A 15,492-nucleotide genomic window follows, 5' to 3' on the forward strand; every position below is an offset into this window, starting at 1 on the left:
TCCCGAGGGTGCGATGACGCCGCGTGCCGAGGTGTGGCGGCACCATGAGCCCTGCCGTCGATCAGGTCTAATCGTATTGTCTGAGGATCGCGATCAGGATAACTTATCGCCATGATCACACTGAAGCAGTTACGCTATTTCGGTGCGGTGGCGCGGCATCGGCATTTCGGACGGGCGGCGCGCGAGTGCGCGGTCAGCCAGCCGGCCCTGTCGATGCAGATCCGCGACCTCGAGGCCCGCCTCGGGGTCGAGCTGGTCGAGCGCCGCCCCGGCGAGGTCGCGCTCACGCCGGCCGGGGTGGAGATCGCCCGCCGGGCCGCCGATCTCCTGGCCGGCGCCCGCGATCTCGTCGATTTTGCCCGCCACCACACACGGCCGCTGTCCGGGACGCTGCGGCTCGGCGTCATCCCGACGCTCGCCCCGTATGTGCTGCCGAGCGTGCTGCCGGTGCTGCAACGGCATCATCCGGACCTGACGGTCGCGCTGCGCGAGACGCGCACCCGCAACCTGCTCGACGAGCTCGGCCGCGGCCAGATCGACGTCGTCATGCTGGCGCTGCCGGTGGCCCAGCCCGAGATCGAGACGCTACCGCTGTTCGAGGACCCCTTCGTGCTGGCGGTGCCGACCGACGATCCGCGCCCGGCCGCGGTGCCCATCGAGGTGCGGGCGATCGATCGCGACACGCTGATCCTGCTGGAGGAGGGGCACTGCCTGCGCGACCAAGCGCTGGCGGTGTGCGCGGGCGCGACGGCCGATGCCTTCGGGCTCGGCGCCACCAGCCTCGCCACGGTGGTGCAGCTCGTCGCCTCCGGCTACGGCACGACCCTGCTGCCGCGGGTGGCCGCGGCGATCGAGCGGGACAATCCGCGCATCAAGCTCCTGCGCTTCGTCGCCCCGGAGCCGCGCCGCACCATCGGGCTCGCCTTCCGCCGCACCTCGCCCCGCAAGGCCGACTTCTCGACCCTCGCCCGCCGGGTGGTGGAGGCGCTGGGGATCACCGGGCTTGACCCCGCCGCGCTCGATCCGGCGATGCCGGCCGCGGCGGCCCATCCCGTGCCGGCCTGATCAGCCGGCGGCCACGGGGGCGATCGCCTCGCTCGCCATCGTCTCGGGCTCCGTGCAGCCGGTGGTGCAGCAGCGGCCGGGCTGTCGCGACACCCGCCGGCCGTCGTCGACGACGCCGCGGTCGATCAGCGCGGCCACCACCGCGCTCCTCTCGCCGATCGGATAGGTGCGAAAGATCTCGCGCTTCATCGCCTCCGGCGAGCCGCCACCGTGCAGCGAGATCACCGAGTACCAGCCCGCCTGGTGCGACACCGTGAGGTCCTCGATCAGCCGCGCCACGGCGCGGCGCTGCGTCGCCGGGATGTCGGCGCGACCGCCGAGCACGGCATCGAGCGCGGCGGCCGTCGCCGGATTGTGGTCCTCGTCGGGTCCCGGCAGCGCCACCACGAGCCCGCCGGAGACCAGATGGGCGAGCCGGTGCATGTCGTAGATCTTGGTCGCCAGCATCAACTTGCCGATGTTGGCATAGACCGGGTCGGGCATGGCGACGCCGGCGTCCATACGGCACTGGACCGAGGCGGCGATGCCGCACGCATAGACGCTCTCGGTGATGGTGATCAACTCCACCATGGCGTCGCGGATGTGGCCGTGGCGGTCCGGATCGAGGCCGTTGGCCTCGATCATCAGGGCGCCGGCGCCGATCAGCAAATCACCGAAGCCGGCCCGCGCGCCGATGCAGGAGTGGCGGTGGTGGGTCGCGTAGGCGGTGGTGAGAAAGCCGCCCTCGACAGGCTCGCCGGCGAGGAACACGCGGTCGTGCGGCACGAAGACGTCGTCCAGAATCACGACGCCGGTCGACTGGCCGTAGCGCCCCGTGAAGGTGGCAGCCGGCTCGCCCGGGCGCCCGGCCGGGCGCGCCACGATGGTGACGCCGTCGGCATCGATCGGCACGGCGCAGCACACCGCGAAATCGGCGTCCTCCGCCGTATGGGTGCGGCACGGCATGATCAGAAGCTCGTGCATGTAGGGCGCGCCGGTGACGATCGCCTTGGTGCCGCGCAGTACCAGGCCGTCCGGGCGGCGCTCGTGGATATGGACATAGACGTCGCGGTTCGCCTGGGCGCCGGGACGGCGGGAGCGGTCGCCCTTGGCGTCCGTCATGGCGATGCCGATGGCGAGGTCGCGCTCCTGCACGTCGTGCAGCCAGGCGAGGAAGCGCGCCGCATAGTCGGTGCCGTGTGCCGTATCGGTGCGCCGCGTCGCCTGCATCAGCGCCGAGAGCGCATCGTGCGCCAGATAGCGCTGGGCGCAGCCGGCGGCCCGGCACACCAGCCGCACCGCCTCGAGCTTGGCGAGGAGATCGTCGGCGGTCTCGTCGACGTGCAGCATGCGGTTGACGATCTGGCCCGAGGTCGCCTGGCGCGCCGTCATCAGGGCACGGTGCGCCTCCTCGTGGGCGTAGTCGTAGGTGACGCCGACGGCGGCGAGGCCGGGCGCGAAGCGCGGCTCGTCGGCGACGCTGTCGACCGCATGGCCGTCGAGGAAGACCCGCGGCCGGTAGGCGCGCAGCGACTCGCGGTAACTGGCGGCGGTCATCAGCATGGACGCTCTCCCTCGATCATTGTATGGAAAATCTAACGGTGTTCGAATTCGCGTCAAGCATGGTCGGGTCCGGCGGGTGATGGACGACCAGCGAGGGCAGCGGCGAGGCGGCGATGAAGCGTGAGACCGAGCGGGAAGCGGCAAAGCAGAAAGGAACCAAGCAGGGCGCGACCAAGCAGGGACCGGCGAAGCGGGTGGCGCCCGGTGCCGGGCGGACGACTGGTGCCGGGCGGGCGGTCCGCGACCGGGCGGTCGGCGATCTCAAGCGCGATCTCATTCTGGCGGCGGCCCGACGGGTGTTCGACCGCGCCGGGCTCGACGGCGCCTCGCTGCGCGCCATCGCGGCCGAAGCCGGCTACACGCCCGCCGCCCTCTACTTCCATTTCGAGTCCAAGGAGGCGCTCTATGCCGCGGTGCTGCACGCCTCGCTGGCGCGTGTGGACGCCGCGGTCGCCGGCGCGGTGGCGCGGCGGCGCGACCCGGCCGCCCGCCTGCGGGCCGCGGCGCTCGCCTTCTTCGGCTTCTACGCCGAGAACCCGCGCGATCTCGATCTCGGCTTCTATCTGATGCGCGGCGGCATGACGCCGGCCGGTCTCGGCCACGAGCGCGATCGCGCCCTCAACGATCAGCTCGCCGCGGTGCTGCGCCCGATCACCACGGCTGCGCTGGCGCTCGGCGCCACGCCGCGCGCGGCCGAGCGGGTCACCGTCGATGTCTTCGCCCACGCGGCCGGGCTGCTGCTGCTCGCCCACACCGGGCGCATCCGCATGTTCCGCGCCTCGGCGGCCGACCTGATGACGCGCTTCGTCGACGATCGTATCGCGGCGCTGCGCGCCTCGGCCGAGTCCGAGCCCGAACCGCACCCGGCGGCTGCGCCTCAGCCGTAGCGGCGCTGCGCCTCGATGGTGAGGCCGAGTCCGACGGCGCCGAAGCGGTCCGCATCCACCACCGTCGCGTCCGGCACCACGCCGCACACCGCGGCGCGCACGCTCGGCACCAGGCTGGTGCCGCCGGTGAACACCACGACGTCGATGCCGGCCGCCCCGAGCCCGGCGGCCGCGAGCGTGTCCCGCACGGTGGCCTGGAGGCGCTCCGCCAGCGGCGCAGTGGCGCCGTCGAGGCCGGCCCGGGTCGCCGGCAGGGCCAGCCCGCCCTCCAGCCAGTCGAGCGCGATACGGGCGCGATCCTCGTCCGACAGGGCGATCTTGGCGCGCTCCACCTCGATCAGCACCGAGTGGCCGCGGCGCTGCTCGATGAGATGGACCAGCCGATCGAGCTTGGTCGGCTCGCGGGCGTCGCGGCGCACCTGGCGCAGCATCGGCAGCACTGCCTTGTCGTAGAGCCGGTTGACGCTCGCCCAGGTGGCGAGGTCGAAATAGGGGCCGGACGGCACCGCGATGTCGCCGCGTTTCATGGCCGAGCCGTGGCCGAGCGCCGGCGTCACCGCCGCCAGCGTCAGGGCGCGGTCGTAGTCGGTGCCGCCGAGCCGCGTGCCGCCGTTCGCCAGGATGTCGGCGCCGCGGTCGTCGCGGCCGCGGCGGTCCGGGCCGAGCCGCACCACGGTGACGTCCGAGGTGCCGCCGCCGATGTCGGCGATCAGCGCGATGGTCTCGCGCGTCACGGCGCGCTCGTGCTCGAACGCCGCCGCCACCGGCTCGTACTGGAACGACACCTCGCGGAAGCCGGCCTCGCGGGCGATCGCCGCCAGCGTCGCCTCGGCGCGGGCATCGCCCTCCGGGTCGCCGTCGACGAAATGCACCGGGCGGCCGTGGACGACGCGGTCGAGCGCGACGCCGGCCTGTGCCTCGGCGCGCGCCTTCAGGGTCGCCACGTAGCTCTTGACGATGTCGCGGAACGGCACGCGGCGGCGGAACAGTTGCGTCTTCTCGTCGATCAGGGCGGTGCCGAGGATCGACTTCAGCGAGCGCATGAAGCGGCCCTGGACGCCGTCCACATAGGCCGTCACGGCGTCGCGGCCGATCAGCGGCTCCGGCCGATCGAGGCCGAAGAACACCGCGCTCGGCACCGTGGTGCTGCCGTGGTCGAGGGCGAGCAGGGCGGGCGGCCCGCCGGCGGCCATCCCGAGGGTCGAGTTGGAGGTGCCGAAGTCGAGCCCGCAGGCGCGCGGCCGCGGGGCGGCGGAAGATCGAGACATGTCGGAGCTTTCGGAAGATCGGGTCCGGCCTGATAGGGGATCGGGCCGCCCGGTTCAAGCCTGCCGGCCGGGCTTGGTCAGAACAGCGAGCCCTGCGCGGGCGGTGCCTTGGGTTTGGCGGTCTTGGCGGCCGTGGCACGCCGGGGCTTCGGACCTGCCGGCGGCGCGGCGGCGGGCGCCCCGGTGGGCTCGCCACCCGCCGTGGCGAGCGGCACGACCAGGTCGGGCCCATCGTTGGCGGCACGGTTCACCGCGGTCGACACCGGATAGGCTTCGAGGAGATCGTCGGGAGCGGGCACGATCAGCGTCGATGCCGTCAGGGCGTCGACCCGGTCGCCGTCGAGCCATAGGTCGAACGCCGAAGGCGGCACGATCACCGGCATGCGGTCGTGGATCGGCTCGAGCGTCCGGTTCGCCGCGGTGGTGACGATGCACACCGTCTCCATCTCCTCGCCGTTCGGCCCCATCCAGGTCTCCCACAGGCCGGCAAGCGCCAGCGGGGCGCCGTCGCGCGCCCGCACGTAGAAGGGCTGCCGCCGCCCGCCGTTGTCCTGCCACTCGTAGAAGCCGTCGGCCGGCAGCAGGCAGCGCCGCCGCTTCATGGCGTTACGGAAAGCGGGCTTGTCGAGCACCGATTCGCCGCGGGCGTTGACGAGCAGCGAGAAGCCGCGCGGGTCCTTCACCCAGGCCGGGACGAACCCCCAGCGCAGCAGCGCGAAGCGGCGCACGCCGCCGTCCAGGCGCACCACCGGCACCGGCTGGGTCGGCGCCACGTTGTGGCGCGGCGGAAAGTCCGGCGCGTCCGGATAGCCGAAGATGGCGCGGATGGCGGCCGGCGACGAGGTGATGGTATAGCGGGCGCACACGGGGATCGTTCGCTGAGGTTTCGTTCGCCTGTGTAACTTTAATGTGCCCTTAACCGGGCCGCACCAATGATTTCCGGACCAACGCGCACTCCGTTCATCATGATCCCGCAACCCAGACCAGTGTCTCCGGAGCTGCGCGCGCAGGCCCAGGACCCGGCCGTGCTGGCGGCCGCCAACATCAACCCGGTCACCCGGCTCGCGACCGACTACCTCAACCACTACAACGAAGTCATCATGCTGCTCGAGATGCTCGAGTCGTGTCCGGAGTTCGTGCCCGACATCGTCGGCTGGGAGCCCCGGGCCTACGACGAGTATTTCGTCCGCTCGCACTTCAAGGACCGCGATCTGGCCCTGGTCGCCTGGGAGTATGCCGACCCGGCCGCCCGCATGGAGCTGGAGCGGCTCGCCGACCACATGAACGCCATCCTGGCCGCCACCCTCGACGCGCTGCGGCTGGAGCTGTCGCCACGGGCCTGCGGGCAGCTCGGCTGCGAGGCGAGCAACTGGCTCAAGCCGCTGGTCGCCCGCGCCGGCTCGGTGATCAACGGCGAGCACGTCATGTCGGTCGTCACCGGCGATGCGGCCCGCCAGGCGATGATCGACGCCGTCTTCGAGCAAGGCGCGTGAGCGCAGCGCGCGACTATCCGGACCGGCCGTTCCTCGCCGTCAGCGCCGCGGTGTTCCGCGCCGGCCGGGTGCTGCTGGTGCGCCGGGCGCGGCCGCCGTCCGCCGGACCCTGGACGCTGCCGGGCGGCGCCGTCGAGGCGGGCGAGACGCTGCACGAGGCGGTCGTCCGCGAGCTGCGGGAGGAGACCGGGCTCGCCATCGCGCCGCTCGGGCTCGCCGGCCATCGCGAGATCATCCTGCGCGACGCCGCCGGGCGCACCGAGCGGCATTTCGTGGTGCTCGCCTTCGCGGCCCGCTGGGTCGCCGGCGAGCTGGTCGTCGACACCGAGCTGGCCGCCGCCGCCTGGCACGATCCCGCCGTCGTCGCCGGGCTCGACACCACCGAGGGGCTGGCCGAGATCGTCATGGCGGCGTGGGCGATCGTCGGGGCGGCCTGACGCGGCGCGGGGAGATACCTCTTCGGCGTCTCGGCCGCGCGCCTTGCCGGCGACGCGATTGCGGCGCAGATAAGGGGCTCCCGCAGCCCGCGACCGACCGATGACCCGCCGCGCCGTTCTCGCTCCCATCCTCGCCGCCCTTCTCGTCCTCGGCTCGCCCGTGGCGCCCGGGTGGGCGCCGTCGCCCGCCGCGGCCCAGCAGGCGGTACCGTTCGACGGCGACCTGCGCCGGCTCGCCGAGATCCTCGGGGCGCTGCACTACCTGCGGGAGCTCTGCGGCGCCGCCGAGGGCCAGAAATGGCGCAACGAGATGCAGCAGCTCGTCGACGCCGAGACCCCGAGCGGGTCGCGCCGGGCCCAGATGATCGCCAGCTTCAATCGCGGCTACCGCCTCTATCAGCAGGGCTACCGCACCTGCACGCCGTCGGCCGAGACGGCCGTCCGCCGCTACCTTCAGGAGGGCGCCAAGCTCGCCCGCGAGGTGACGGCCCGCTACGCCAACTGAAGGCGTGGCGCCGGGCCGAGGTGTGTGACGGCCGGTTAACCTTTCGTAAAGGAATGGCTGGCCGTGCCCGGGCCTTCTGGTAAGACACGTTAAGACGAAAACGGGTGGGACCGGGTGGCTCGCGGCATGTCGATCGGGGTGGAGAGTGCACGGGTGCCGAACGCGGATCAGGAGCAGAAGCGGGCCGCGCTCGGTCACATCAAGGAGGCGTGGGCGGAAGCCTGGGCCGAGGGGATCGACGGCGACTTCCTGGCGCAAGCCTCGCTGTTCTGCGCCCTGACCGAGCTGGTCGCGACCTATGGCGAGGAGGCCACCGCGCGCTTCGCCGAGGGGCTGCCGCGCCGCATCGCGGCCGGCGAGTTCTCCATCGTGCTGTCGCGCCAATAGGCGCGAAGCCTGTCGCGCCGAGCCGCGCGAGTGCCGCGCCAGTAGCGGCGCCGGCGGTCGTCCGGCGGTCGTCCGGCGATCATGCGAGCGCGGGACTTGAGCCGGGGATCGGTGGCGCCTACCTTTCGGGTTCACCCGAGCCCGAAGGCACCATGCAGGCTGCGCCACTCCCCGATCGCGGCATCGTCCATCTCGCCGGCGACGACACCCGCCATTTCCTCCACGGCCTCCTCACCGCCGACGTCGCCGCCCTGGCGCCCGGAGCGGCGCGCTTCGCCGCGCTGCTCACCCCGCAGGGCAAGATCGTCGCCGACATGCTGGTGGCCGCGGTGCCGGACGAGGACGGCGGCGGCATCCTGCTCGACGTCCCCCGCGCCCTCGTCGACACGCTGCTCGCCAAGCTGAAGCTCTATCGCCTGCGCGCCAAGGTGACGATCGAGGATCGCTCGGCGGCGCTCGCCGTGGTGGCGCTGTGGGCCGACGATCCCGCCGCGGCGGCGCCCGCCGCCGACCGCCTCGACGGGCTCCTGATTCGCGATCCGCGCCATCCGCGGCTCGGCTGGCGCGCCGTGGTGCCGGCCGATGCCGTCCCGGCGGCGGTCGCGGCGCTCGCGGCCATCGCGGCCGAGCCGGCCGCCTGGGAGGCGCACCGCATCGGTCTCGGCGTGCCGCGTGGCGGCGTCGACTTCGTCTATGGCGACACCTTCCCGCACGAGGCCGACATGGACCAACTCGGCGGCGTCGACTTCGCCAAGGGCTGCTATGTGGGCCAGGAGGTGGTGTCGCGCATGCAGCACCGCGGCACCGCCCGCACCCGGGTGGTGCCGGTCGCGCTCGACGGCTTCGGTCCGCCGCCCGGCGCCCCGGTGACGGCGGGCGAGCTGGCGGTCGGCACCATGGGGTCGTCGGTGCCGGGTCGCGGGCTGGCGATGCTGCGGCTCGACCGCGTCGCCGATGCGATGGCGGCCGGCACGCCGCTCCTCGCCGGCGGCATCGCGCTGACCCCGCAGCGCCCCGACTGGGCGACCTTCGCGTGGCCGGGCGGCACGGCGGAGACGGTGCGGTGACGCCCGTCGTGCATCCCGACGGGCTGGCGCGCTGCACCTGGCCGGGACAGGACCCGCTCTACCTCGCCTATCACGACACCGAGTGGGGCGTGCCCGAGCACGACGATCGCGCCCTCTACGAGAAGCTGGTGCTGGACGGTTTCCAGGCCGGGCTGTCGTGGATCACCATCCTGAGAAAGCGCGACAACTTCCGCGCCGCCTTCGCGGGCTTCGACCCGGTCCGCATCGCCAGTTTCGGCGACGCCAAGGTGGCGGCCCTGATGCAGGACGCCGGCATCGTCAGGAACCGCGCCAAGATCGAGGGGGCGATCGCCTCGGCCCGCGCCTGGCTCGCCGTGATGGAGCAGGGGCCGGGTTTCTCGGCGCTGCTGTGGGGCTTCGTCGACGGCCGCCCGCAGGTGAACCGCTTCCGCACCAGCGCCGAGGTGCCGGCCGAGACGCCGGTGTCGCGGGCGATGGCCAAGGAGCTGGCGGGGCGCGGCTTCAAGTTCTGCGGTCCGACCATCGTGTACGCCTTCATGCAGGCGGTCGGCATGGTCAACGACCATCTGGTGACCTGCCATCGCCACGCGGCGCTCGCCGGCGGCCCGTCGCGGATCGCGCCGAGGCGCGCGCCCGCCCTGCGCAAGAAGACCTGATCATGCCGGCCAAGACCAAGCCCGTGGCCGCCACGCTCGCGCCGGTGACGACCCCGCCGGCCGAGGCGCCGCGCGCCTGGCAGCGCATGCTGTCGGGCCGCCGCCTCGACCTGCTCGATCCGTCACCCCTCGATGTCGAGATCGAGGACATCGCCCACGGCCTCGCCCGCGTCGCCCGCTGGAACGGCCAGACCAGCGGTGACCATATCTTCTCGGTCGCCCAGCACACCCTGCTGGTGGAGGAGATCGCACGGCGCCGCTGCGGCGCCCTCGATCGCCGGCTCGGCCTCGGCGCGTTGCTGCACGACGCGCCCGAATACGTGATCGGCGACATGATCTCGCCGTTCAAGGCGGTGATGGGCGGCGCCTACAAGGCGGTCGAGCAGCGGTTGCTGGCCGCCATCCATCTGCGCTTCGGGCTGCCCCCGGCGCTGCCCGAGGAGGCGGTGCGCATCATCAAGGAGGCCGATCGCGGCGCCGCCTTTCTGGAGGCGACGCGGCTCGCCGGCTTCGCCGAGGCGGAGGCCCGGAAGCTGTTCGGCACGCCGCCCGGACTGCCCGCCCGCATCGAGCGCCAGCTCCTTACCCCGTGGTCGGCCGGCGAGGCGGAGCGGCGGTTCCTGGAGCGTTTCACCAAGCTCGACGTCGCTTGACGACCTGTCGCCCGGCAGGCGCGCACCGCGCGACGGGTATGCTCACGGCATCGCTCCGAGCGGGGAAGATCTGCACGCGGGGATCGGGCGCAAGGGATCGGGTCGCGGGGAGAGGTTCAGCCGAGACCATTCCGGCGGACCGATCCCGCCGGTCCGCAGCCCTGACCCTCGGCCCTGCGGCTTGACAGACGTCGTTCCTGGTGTACGGTCTAAATGTTATACTGTAACGAAAAGGTAGAGTCCGGTGCGCCAGCCCGAACCTGCTGGTCACAGCGCGGGCGAGCCGAAGGTCAGGCCGCATCACCGACCTGCGGTCGGGCGGCGGGCCGCGGCCTCCACCTCCGGGAGAGATCACGATGCGGATCGCAGTCGCGAGCCAGAACTTTCGCACCGTCACGGGCCACGCCGGGCGGACCCGCCGGTTCCTCGTATTCGAGGCCGAGCAGGGTGTGGCACCCCGCGAGGTGGACCGGCTCGATCTGCCCAAGGAGCTGGCCATGCACGAGTTCCACGGCAGCGGGCCGCATCCGCTCGATGTCGTGCAGGCCCTAATCGTCGGCAGTGCCGGTCCCGGCTTCATACGGCGAATGGCCGGTCGCGGCATCACGGCGGTGGCGACCTCGGAGACCGATCCGGTGGCCGCCGTGACGCATCTTCTCGCCGGCACTCTGCCGGCTGCGCCGCCCCATGACCATGACTGCAACGACCACGGCCATCCCCATCACCATCACCACGACGACGAGGATGGTGGAACCGCCCCGGCGGCCGTCGAGGCCCGCCGCTGATCGGCTTCGTAGCCGTCGCGTCGACCCGTCGCCGGCCACGCCCGCTGCTGGCTGGCGGTCGCGCGCTCGCAGGACAGATCACCATGGCCGACCCGCACCTGCTGATGGTCCTGAAGGACGTTCTCGATCCTGCGCTCGGCATCAACATCGTCGATTTAGGCTTGGTCGAGCGGGCCCGGTGGACCGCCGACGGGATCGAGGTGGAGATCGCCCTGCCGCCGCAGTGCCCGGCCTCGATGCCATTGCTCGAATAGACCCGTGCGGTCCTGGATCGCCGATTTCCCGAGGCACGTGCCATCCGCATCATCCGCACCGAGCGGCCCTGGTCGCTCGACCGCTTGACCGGGCCGGGGCTCCTCGCCCTGGGATCGACCGACGACGACCCCGACGACCCCGAGCCGACGATCGAGACATCCGTCCTGGAGGCGCCGGGCCGGTCGCACTGACACGGGCGACGAACAATCGATGACATCCGCAGGGCTCGACGGCGTCATAACCAGCGGCCGGCACCTGATGACAGTGCGGGTCCACGGCGAGGACACCGACTTCTCCGGCATCGTCTATCACGCGAGCTATCTGCGCTTCCTCGAACGGGGACGAACCAACTGGCTGCGCCTGCTCGGGATCGGCCAGCGGGAGCTGTGGCGGAGCGAGGGCCTGGGTGGGATCGATGCGGCCGGGCAGGAGGGCGGCGGCTGCGCGCTCGTCGTCCGCGCCATGACGCTCGACTTCTGCCGCTCGGCACGGCTCGGCGATGTCGTCACCGTCACCACGGTGCCCGATGTGGTGAAGGGGGCCTCGATGTGGCTCGCCCAGACGATCGGACGCGGGGACACCGTCATGGTGGCGGCCCGGGTGCGGATCGCCGCGACGGTGGGTGGCCAACCCCGTCCTCTTCCTCAGGCGCTCCGGTCGGCACTGCGGCGTCTCACAGGCGCGTGAGGTCGTCGTCGCTCGGCCGACCTGCACGAAGCTGCCACAAGGCCGCGCTACATCGGCGCCGAAACCACGAGGCTCCCGATGATTCACGTCTGTTCGCTGGCCCGCCTGGCCGAGACCGTGGAGGCGACCGGCGCCCGCCGGGTCGTCACCCTGATCGATGTCGGCACGCCGGTGACGCGGCCCGAGGTGATCGGGGTCGCCGACCACCTGCATCTCGAAATCCACGACATCTGCGAGCCGAGCGACGGCTACGTCCACCCGCAGGAGCACCATGTCGAGCGGCTGCTCGACTTCGTTCGCGCCTGGGACCGCGCTGCGCCGCTGGTCGTCCACTGCTTCGCCGGCATCAGCCGGTCGAGCGCGGCCGCCTTCGTCACCGCCTGCACGGTCCATCCGGAACGCGACGAGCGAGCGATCGCGCGGGCCTTGCGGGCGGCCTCGCCGACCGCCTGCCCGAGCCGGCTGATCGTGTCGCTGGCCGATCGGCTGCTCGGCCGCGAGGGCCGCATGGTCGAGGCGGTCGCGGCGATCACGCCGCACACGCCGTGCGTGTCGGCGATGCCGTTCCGTCTGGCGCTGGAGTGAGCGGGCCGTCGATCGCGGCTGTCGGGCCGGTTACTCGCCGGTCCGCGCCACCGCGGACTGCACCGGCGGTGTGCCGGCCGGCGCGCTGATGGTGGTCGGCCGCAGGCCGAGCGAGCGTGGCCGCGGCGGGGTGGCGCCCGACGATCCGGTGGTCTCGCTGCTGCCGCCATTGCCGCCGCCGGTCAGGCGGGTCCGCGGATTCTGGCGGACGAAGTCGCAATAGGCGAAGCCGAGCCCGGAGATCGAGCCGCGAAAGCTGTGCGGGCTGGTCTGGTCGACGTCGAAGCAGGGCTGGAACACCAGCCCTTTCACCGACGCGCAGATCGCGCTGGAGGACACCCGGATGGTGCCGGCCGGCAGTGCCACGAAGCGCGGCGGCCGGCCCTTCGGCTGCAAGGTGCCGATCACCGAGCCGTCCGGATAGATGCGGCCGAGGCCCTGCGTGCCCTCGAAGCAGGTGTAGGCGAACAGCTTGCCGGCGACGAAGCGGCGCGCCTCGTCGGGCTTGAGCTGACCGGCGGCCGCCGGGCCGGCGCCGGCCAGCAGGGCACCCGCCAGCACAGAGCCCGCCAGCAAGGAGCCCGCCAGCAAGGAGCCCGCCAGCACGGCCGAACGCAGACAGAGATGGCGCAGACGCATGTCGGACCCCGTACCCCCCGGACGACCGCGACACTCACACATCGCGGTTAACCTTACCCGATGGTGATCATGCCGGCAGATCGTCGATAAAGTCTGAACGCGGTTTACCCGATCTTGACCACGATGCGCCCGCGCACGCGCCCTTCCACGATGCGCTGGCCGGCGTCGAGAACTCCGTCCAGCCCGATTTCCTCGGTCATTTGGGCCAATTTGCGCCGATCCAGATCGCTGTCCAGCCGCCGCCACGCTTCTCGCCGCAGGTGTTGCGGACACATCACAGAGTCGACCCCGAGCAGCGACACGCCGCGCAGGATGAACGGGGCCACGCTGGTCGGCAGGTCCATGCCGCCGGCCAGCCCGCAGGCCGCCACCGCACCGTGGTACCGGGTCATCGACAGCACATTGGCGAGCGTGGTCGAGCCGACCGAATCGACGCCGGCCGCCCATCGCTCCTTGGCCAACGGCCGCGGCGTGCCGGCGAGGTCCTGCCGGGCGATCACCTCGGCGGCGCCCAGCTCCTTCAGGTAGCCGGTCTCCTCGGACCGTCCGGTCGAGGCGACGACATGCCAGCCCAGCTTGGCGAGGATCGCCACCGCCACCGAGCCGACGCCACCGGCCGCGCCGGTCACCACCACGGGGCCGCGGTCGGGCGTGAGGCCGTGGCGCTCCAGCGCCAGCACGGCGAGCATGGCGGTGTAGCCGGCGGTGCCGATCGCCATGGCGTCGCGGGCCGCGATGCCGGGCGGCAGCGGCACCAGCCAGTCGCCCTTCACCCGCGCCTTCTCGCCGAAGAAGCCCAGATGGGTCTCGCCGCAGCCCCAGCCGTTCACCACCACGCGGTCGCCGGGCTTCCAGTCGGGGTGGTTGGAGGTCTCCACGGTGCCGGCCGCGTCGATGCCGGCGATCATCGGGAAGCGCCGCACCACCGGCGCCTTGCCGGTGACGGCGAGCCCGTCCTTGTAGTTGATGGTCGACCACTCCACCCGGAGGGTGACGTCGCCTTCCATCAGCTCGCTCTCGTCGAAGTCGGACAGGCCGACGGTCTGCTGCCCGTCCTCGCCCTTGCGGATGACGATCGCCTTGAAGCTCGACACTGACGCCCCCGTTTGGTCGGCCGTTCGGATCGGTGAGCGCCGTTCCGACCTCTCCCCGCCAGCGGGGAGAGGGTGAAGGGCGCCTTGCCGGATGCGATGGCTCTTTCGGTCTATGCAGGTCGGCGGACCTGCCCCCGTCACCTTAAGGGGCGACATTCGGGCCAGACAAGGGCAGGGGTCGGCGGGGGCGGTCGGTCAGGCGCCGGCGAGCGCCGGCCGCTCCACCGGCTTCTCGACGATCGGCAGGTTGATCAGCCCGGAGAGGACGCCGAACAGCACCGCGAGCCACCACACGAGGTCGTAGGAGCCGGTGCTCTCGAATGCGAGGCCGCCGATCAGCACGCCGAGAAAGCCGCCGAGCTGGTGGCTGAAGAAGGCGAAGCCGAACAGCGTGGCGAACCAGCGGGTGCCGAACATCAGCAGCACCAGGCCGGAGGTCGGCGGCACGGTGGAGAGCCACAGCAGTCCGAGCACGGCCCCGAACACCAGCGTGCCGGCCGGTGTCGCCGGAACGCTGATGAACACCGCGATGGCGATCGCCCGCGCGAAATAATTGGCGGCGAGCAGGTGGCGCTTGGGGTAGCGGCTCGCCAGCCAGCCGGACGCGAACGAGCCGGCGATGTTGAACAGGCCGATCACCGCCAGCGTCCAGCCGCCGACCGTCGCCGACAGGCCGCGGTCGACCAGGTAGGCGGGCATGTGGGTGGTGATGAAGGCGAGCTGGAACCCGCAGGTGAAGAAGCCGAGCACCAGGAGCACGTAGGAGCGGTGGCCGAGCGCCTCGGCGAAGGCGGCGCGCAGCGACTGGCCGGGCACCGTGCCGGCGGCGTCCGCCGTCGCGGCGTGCGGCGCCGCCTCGTTCCGCCGCGTCGCCAGCGCCAGCGACAGCGGGATCACCAGCAGCATGGCGCCGCCGAACATCATCAGTGTCGTCTGCCAGCCGAACGACTGGTTCAACGCGACCGCGAGCGGCGAGAACAGGAACTGGCCGAACGATCCGGCCGCGGTGCCGGCTCCGAACGAGAACGAGCGCCACTCCGGCGGCAGGAGCTTGCCGAAGGCCGAGATGACGATGTTGAACGAGCAGCCCGACAGGCCGAAGCCGATCATCACGCCGGCCGTGATGTCGAGCGCGGCCGGGGTCGTCGAGTACGCCATCAGGGCGAGGCCGGCCGCATAGAGGATGGCGCCGAGGCTCATCACCCGCACGATGCCGAAGCGGTCGGCGACGGCGCCGGCGAACGGCTGGCCGATGCCCCACAGGAGGTTCTGGATCGCCAGGGCGAAGCCGAAGACGTCGCGGCCCCAGCCGTTCGCCTGCGACATCGGGGTGAGAAAGAAGCCGAGCGACGAGCGCGGCCCGAAGGCGAGCACCGCCACCCCGCAGCCGCACAGGATGATCACCAGCGGGGTGCGCCAGCCGAGCGGACGGACGTCGGGCGTGATGACGGCGGACATCGGGCGCTTCTCCGAGAACTCGCGCCACTCCCGGGGGCGAAGGGCGC

19 protein-coding genes are annotated in these 15,492 nt (G+C 72.1%); 13 read left to right on the top strand and 6 right to left on the bottom strand.

Features of this window, described 5'->3' with window-relative positions; all coding sequences use genetic code 11:
• The first annotated feature begins 111 nt into the window (after positions 1–111).
• A complete protein-coding gene (locus ACFQUV_RS08740; protein ID WP_129611287.1) occupies positions 112–1,065 on the top strand; it encodes a hydrogen peroxide-inducible genes activator in 954 nt (317 codons plus the stop codon).
• Here the strand turns inward: ACFQUV_RS08740 and ACFQUV_RS08745 are convergent, their stop codons facing one another.
• Complete coding sequence (locus tag ACFQUV_RS08745; RefSeq protein ID WP_129611286.1) at positions 1,066–2,607, bottom strand: 4-hydroxyphenylacetate 3-hydroxylase family protein; 1,542 nt, start codon at positions 2,605–2,607, stop codon at positions 1,066–1,068.
• 113 nt (positions 2,608–2,720) lie between these two features.
• Between ACFQUV_RS08745 and ACFQUV_RS08750 the strand changes: the two genes are divergently transcribed.
• Entirely contained in the window at positions 2,721–3,494 is a 774-nt protein-coding gene (locus ACFQUV_RS08750; RefSeq protein WP_129611285.1) for a TetR/AcrR family transcriptional regulator, read from the top strand.
• On the opposite strand, the gene ACFQUV_RS08755 is transcribed toward ACFQUV_RS08750, so the two are convergent.
• A complete protein-coding gene (locus ACFQUV_RS08755; protein ID WP_129611284.1) occupies positions 3,485–4,762 on the bottom strand; it encodes an Hsp70 family protein in 1,278 nt (425 codons plus the stop codon). The two genes, ACFQUV_RS08750 and ACFQUV_RS08755, sit on opposite strands and share 10 nt — an antisense overlap.
• Before the next feature lie 77 nt (positions 4,763–4,839).
• Entirely contained in the window at positions 4,840–5,628 is a 789-nt protein-coding gene (locus ACFQUV_RS08760) for an SOS response-associated peptidase (protein ID WP_129611283.1), read from the bottom strand.
• Positions 5,629–5,727: 99 nt separating this feature from the next.
• Here ACFQUV_RS08760 and ACFQUV_RS08765 point away from each other — a divergent pair, with 99 nt between their 5' ends.
• The 11 genes from ACFQUV_RS08765 to ACFQUV_RS08815 all read left to right on the top strand — a co-directional run bounded on the left by ACFQUV_RS08765 (position 5,728) and on the right by ACFQUV_RS08815 (position 12,254).
• Positions 5,728–6,255, top strand: coding sequence for a hypothetical protein (locus tag ACFQUV_RS08765; RefSeq protein ID WP_207211595.1), 528 nt, complete (start codon positions 5,728–5,730; stop codon positions 6,253–6,255).
• On the top strand, positions 6,252–6,692 hold the full coding sequence (locus tag ACFQUV_RS08770; protein ID WP_129611282.1) for an NUDIX hydrolase: 441 nt from the start codon (positions 6,252–6,254) through the stop codon (positions 6,690–6,692). Before ACFQUV_RS08765 ends, ACFQUV_RS08770 begins: the two co-directional genes overlap by 4 nt.
• A gap of 100 nt (positions 6,693–6,792) precedes the next feature.
• Positions 6,793–7,197 (top strand): TIGR02301 family protein, encoded by a 405-nt coding sequence (locus tag ACFQUV_RS08775; protein ID WP_129611281.1) that lies wholly within the window; start codon positions 6,793–6,795, stop codon positions 7,195–7,197.
• Positions 7,198–7,323: 126 nt separating this feature from the next.
• Entirely contained in the window at positions 7,324–7,584 is a 261-nt protein-coding gene (locus ACFQUV_RS08780; protein WP_129611280.1) for a hypothetical protein, read from the top strand.
• Positions 7,585–7,736: 152 nt separating this feature from the next.
• On the top strand, positions 7,737–8,651 hold the full coding sequence (locus ACFQUV_RS08785; RefSeq protein ID WP_129611279.1) for a folate-binding protein YgfZ: 915 nt from the start codon (positions 7,737–7,739) through the stop codon (positions 8,649–8,651).
• The gene (locus ACFQUV_RS08790; protein ID WP_129611278.1) at positions 8,648–9,289 is read left to right on the top strand and encodes a DNA-3-methyladenine glycosylase I; all 642 of its coding nucleotides are present in this window, start codon (positions 8,648–8,650) and stop codon (positions 9,287–9,289) included. Before ACFQUV_RS08785 ends, ACFQUV_RS08790 begins: the two co-directional genes overlap by 4 nt.
• Before the next feature lie 86 nt (positions 9,290–9,375).
• Entirely contained in the window at positions 9,376–9,942 is a 567-nt protein-coding gene (locus ACFQUV_RS08795) for a YfbR-like 5'-deoxynucleotidase (RefSeq protein ID WP_129611292.1), read from the top strand.
• A gap of 356 nt (positions 9,943–10,298) precedes the next feature.
• On the top strand, positions 10,299–10,727 hold the full coding sequence (locus ACFQUV_RS08800) for a NifB/NifX family molybdenum-iron cluster-binding protein (protein WP_129611277.1): 429 nt from the start codon (positions 10,299–10,301) through the stop codon (positions 10,725–10,727).
• Between the two features lie 83 nt (positions 10,728–10,810).
• On the top strand, positions 10,811–10,981 hold the full coding sequence (locus ACFQUV_RS08805) for an iron-sulfur cluster assembly protein (RefSeq protein WP_129611276.1): 171 nt from the start codon (positions 10,811–10,813) through the stop codon (positions 10,979–10,981).
• A gap of 211 nt (positions 10,982–11,192) precedes the next feature.
• The gene (locus ACFQUV_RS08810) at positions 11,193–11,669 is read left to right on the top strand and encodes a thioesterase family protein (protein ID WP_129611275.1); all 477 of its coding nucleotides are present in this window, start codon (positions 11,193–11,195) and stop codon (positions 11,667–11,669) included.
• Positions 11,670–11,747: 78 nt separating this feature from the next.
• On the top strand, positions 11,748–12,254 hold the full coding sequence (locus ACFQUV_RS08815; protein ID WP_129611274.1) for a tyrosine phosphatase family protein: 507 nt from the start codon (positions 11,748–11,750) through the stop codon (positions 12,252–12,254).
• A 30-nt stretch (positions 12,255–12,284) separates the two neighbouring features.
• On the opposite strand, the gene ACFQUV_RS08820 is transcribed toward ACFQUV_RS08815, so the two are convergent.
• The 3 genes from ACFQUV_RS08820 to ACFQUV_RS08830 all read right to left on the bottom strand — a co-directional run bounded on the left by ACFQUV_RS08820 (position 12,285) and on the right by ACFQUV_RS08830 (position 15,445).
• A complete protein-coding gene (locus tag ACFQUV_RS08820) occupies positions 12,285–12,893 on the bottom strand; it encodes a hypothetical protein (protein WP_129611273.1) in 609 nt (202 codons plus the stop codon).
• A gap of 104 nt (positions 12,894–12,997) precedes the next feature.
• Entirely contained in the window at positions 12,998–13,987 is a 990-nt protein-coding gene (locus ACFQUV_RS08825; RefSeq protein ID WP_129611272.1) for an MDR family oxidoreductase, read from the bottom strand.
• 195 nt (positions 13,988–14,182) lie between these two features.
• The gene (locus ACFQUV_RS08830) at positions 14,183–15,445 is read right to left on the bottom strand and encodes an MFS transporter (protein ID WP_129611271.1); all 1,263 of its coding nucleotides are present in this window, start codon (positions 15,443–15,445) and stop codon (positions 14,183–14,185) included.
• Positions 15,446–15,492 lie beyond the last annotated feature (47 nt).

It is taken from the genome of Rhodoplanes sp. P11 (assembly GCF_964266735.1).
Taxonomy (GTDB): Bacteria; Pseudomonadota; Alphaproteobacteria; order Rhizobiales; family Xanthobacteraceae; genus Rhodoplanes; species Rhodoplanes serenus.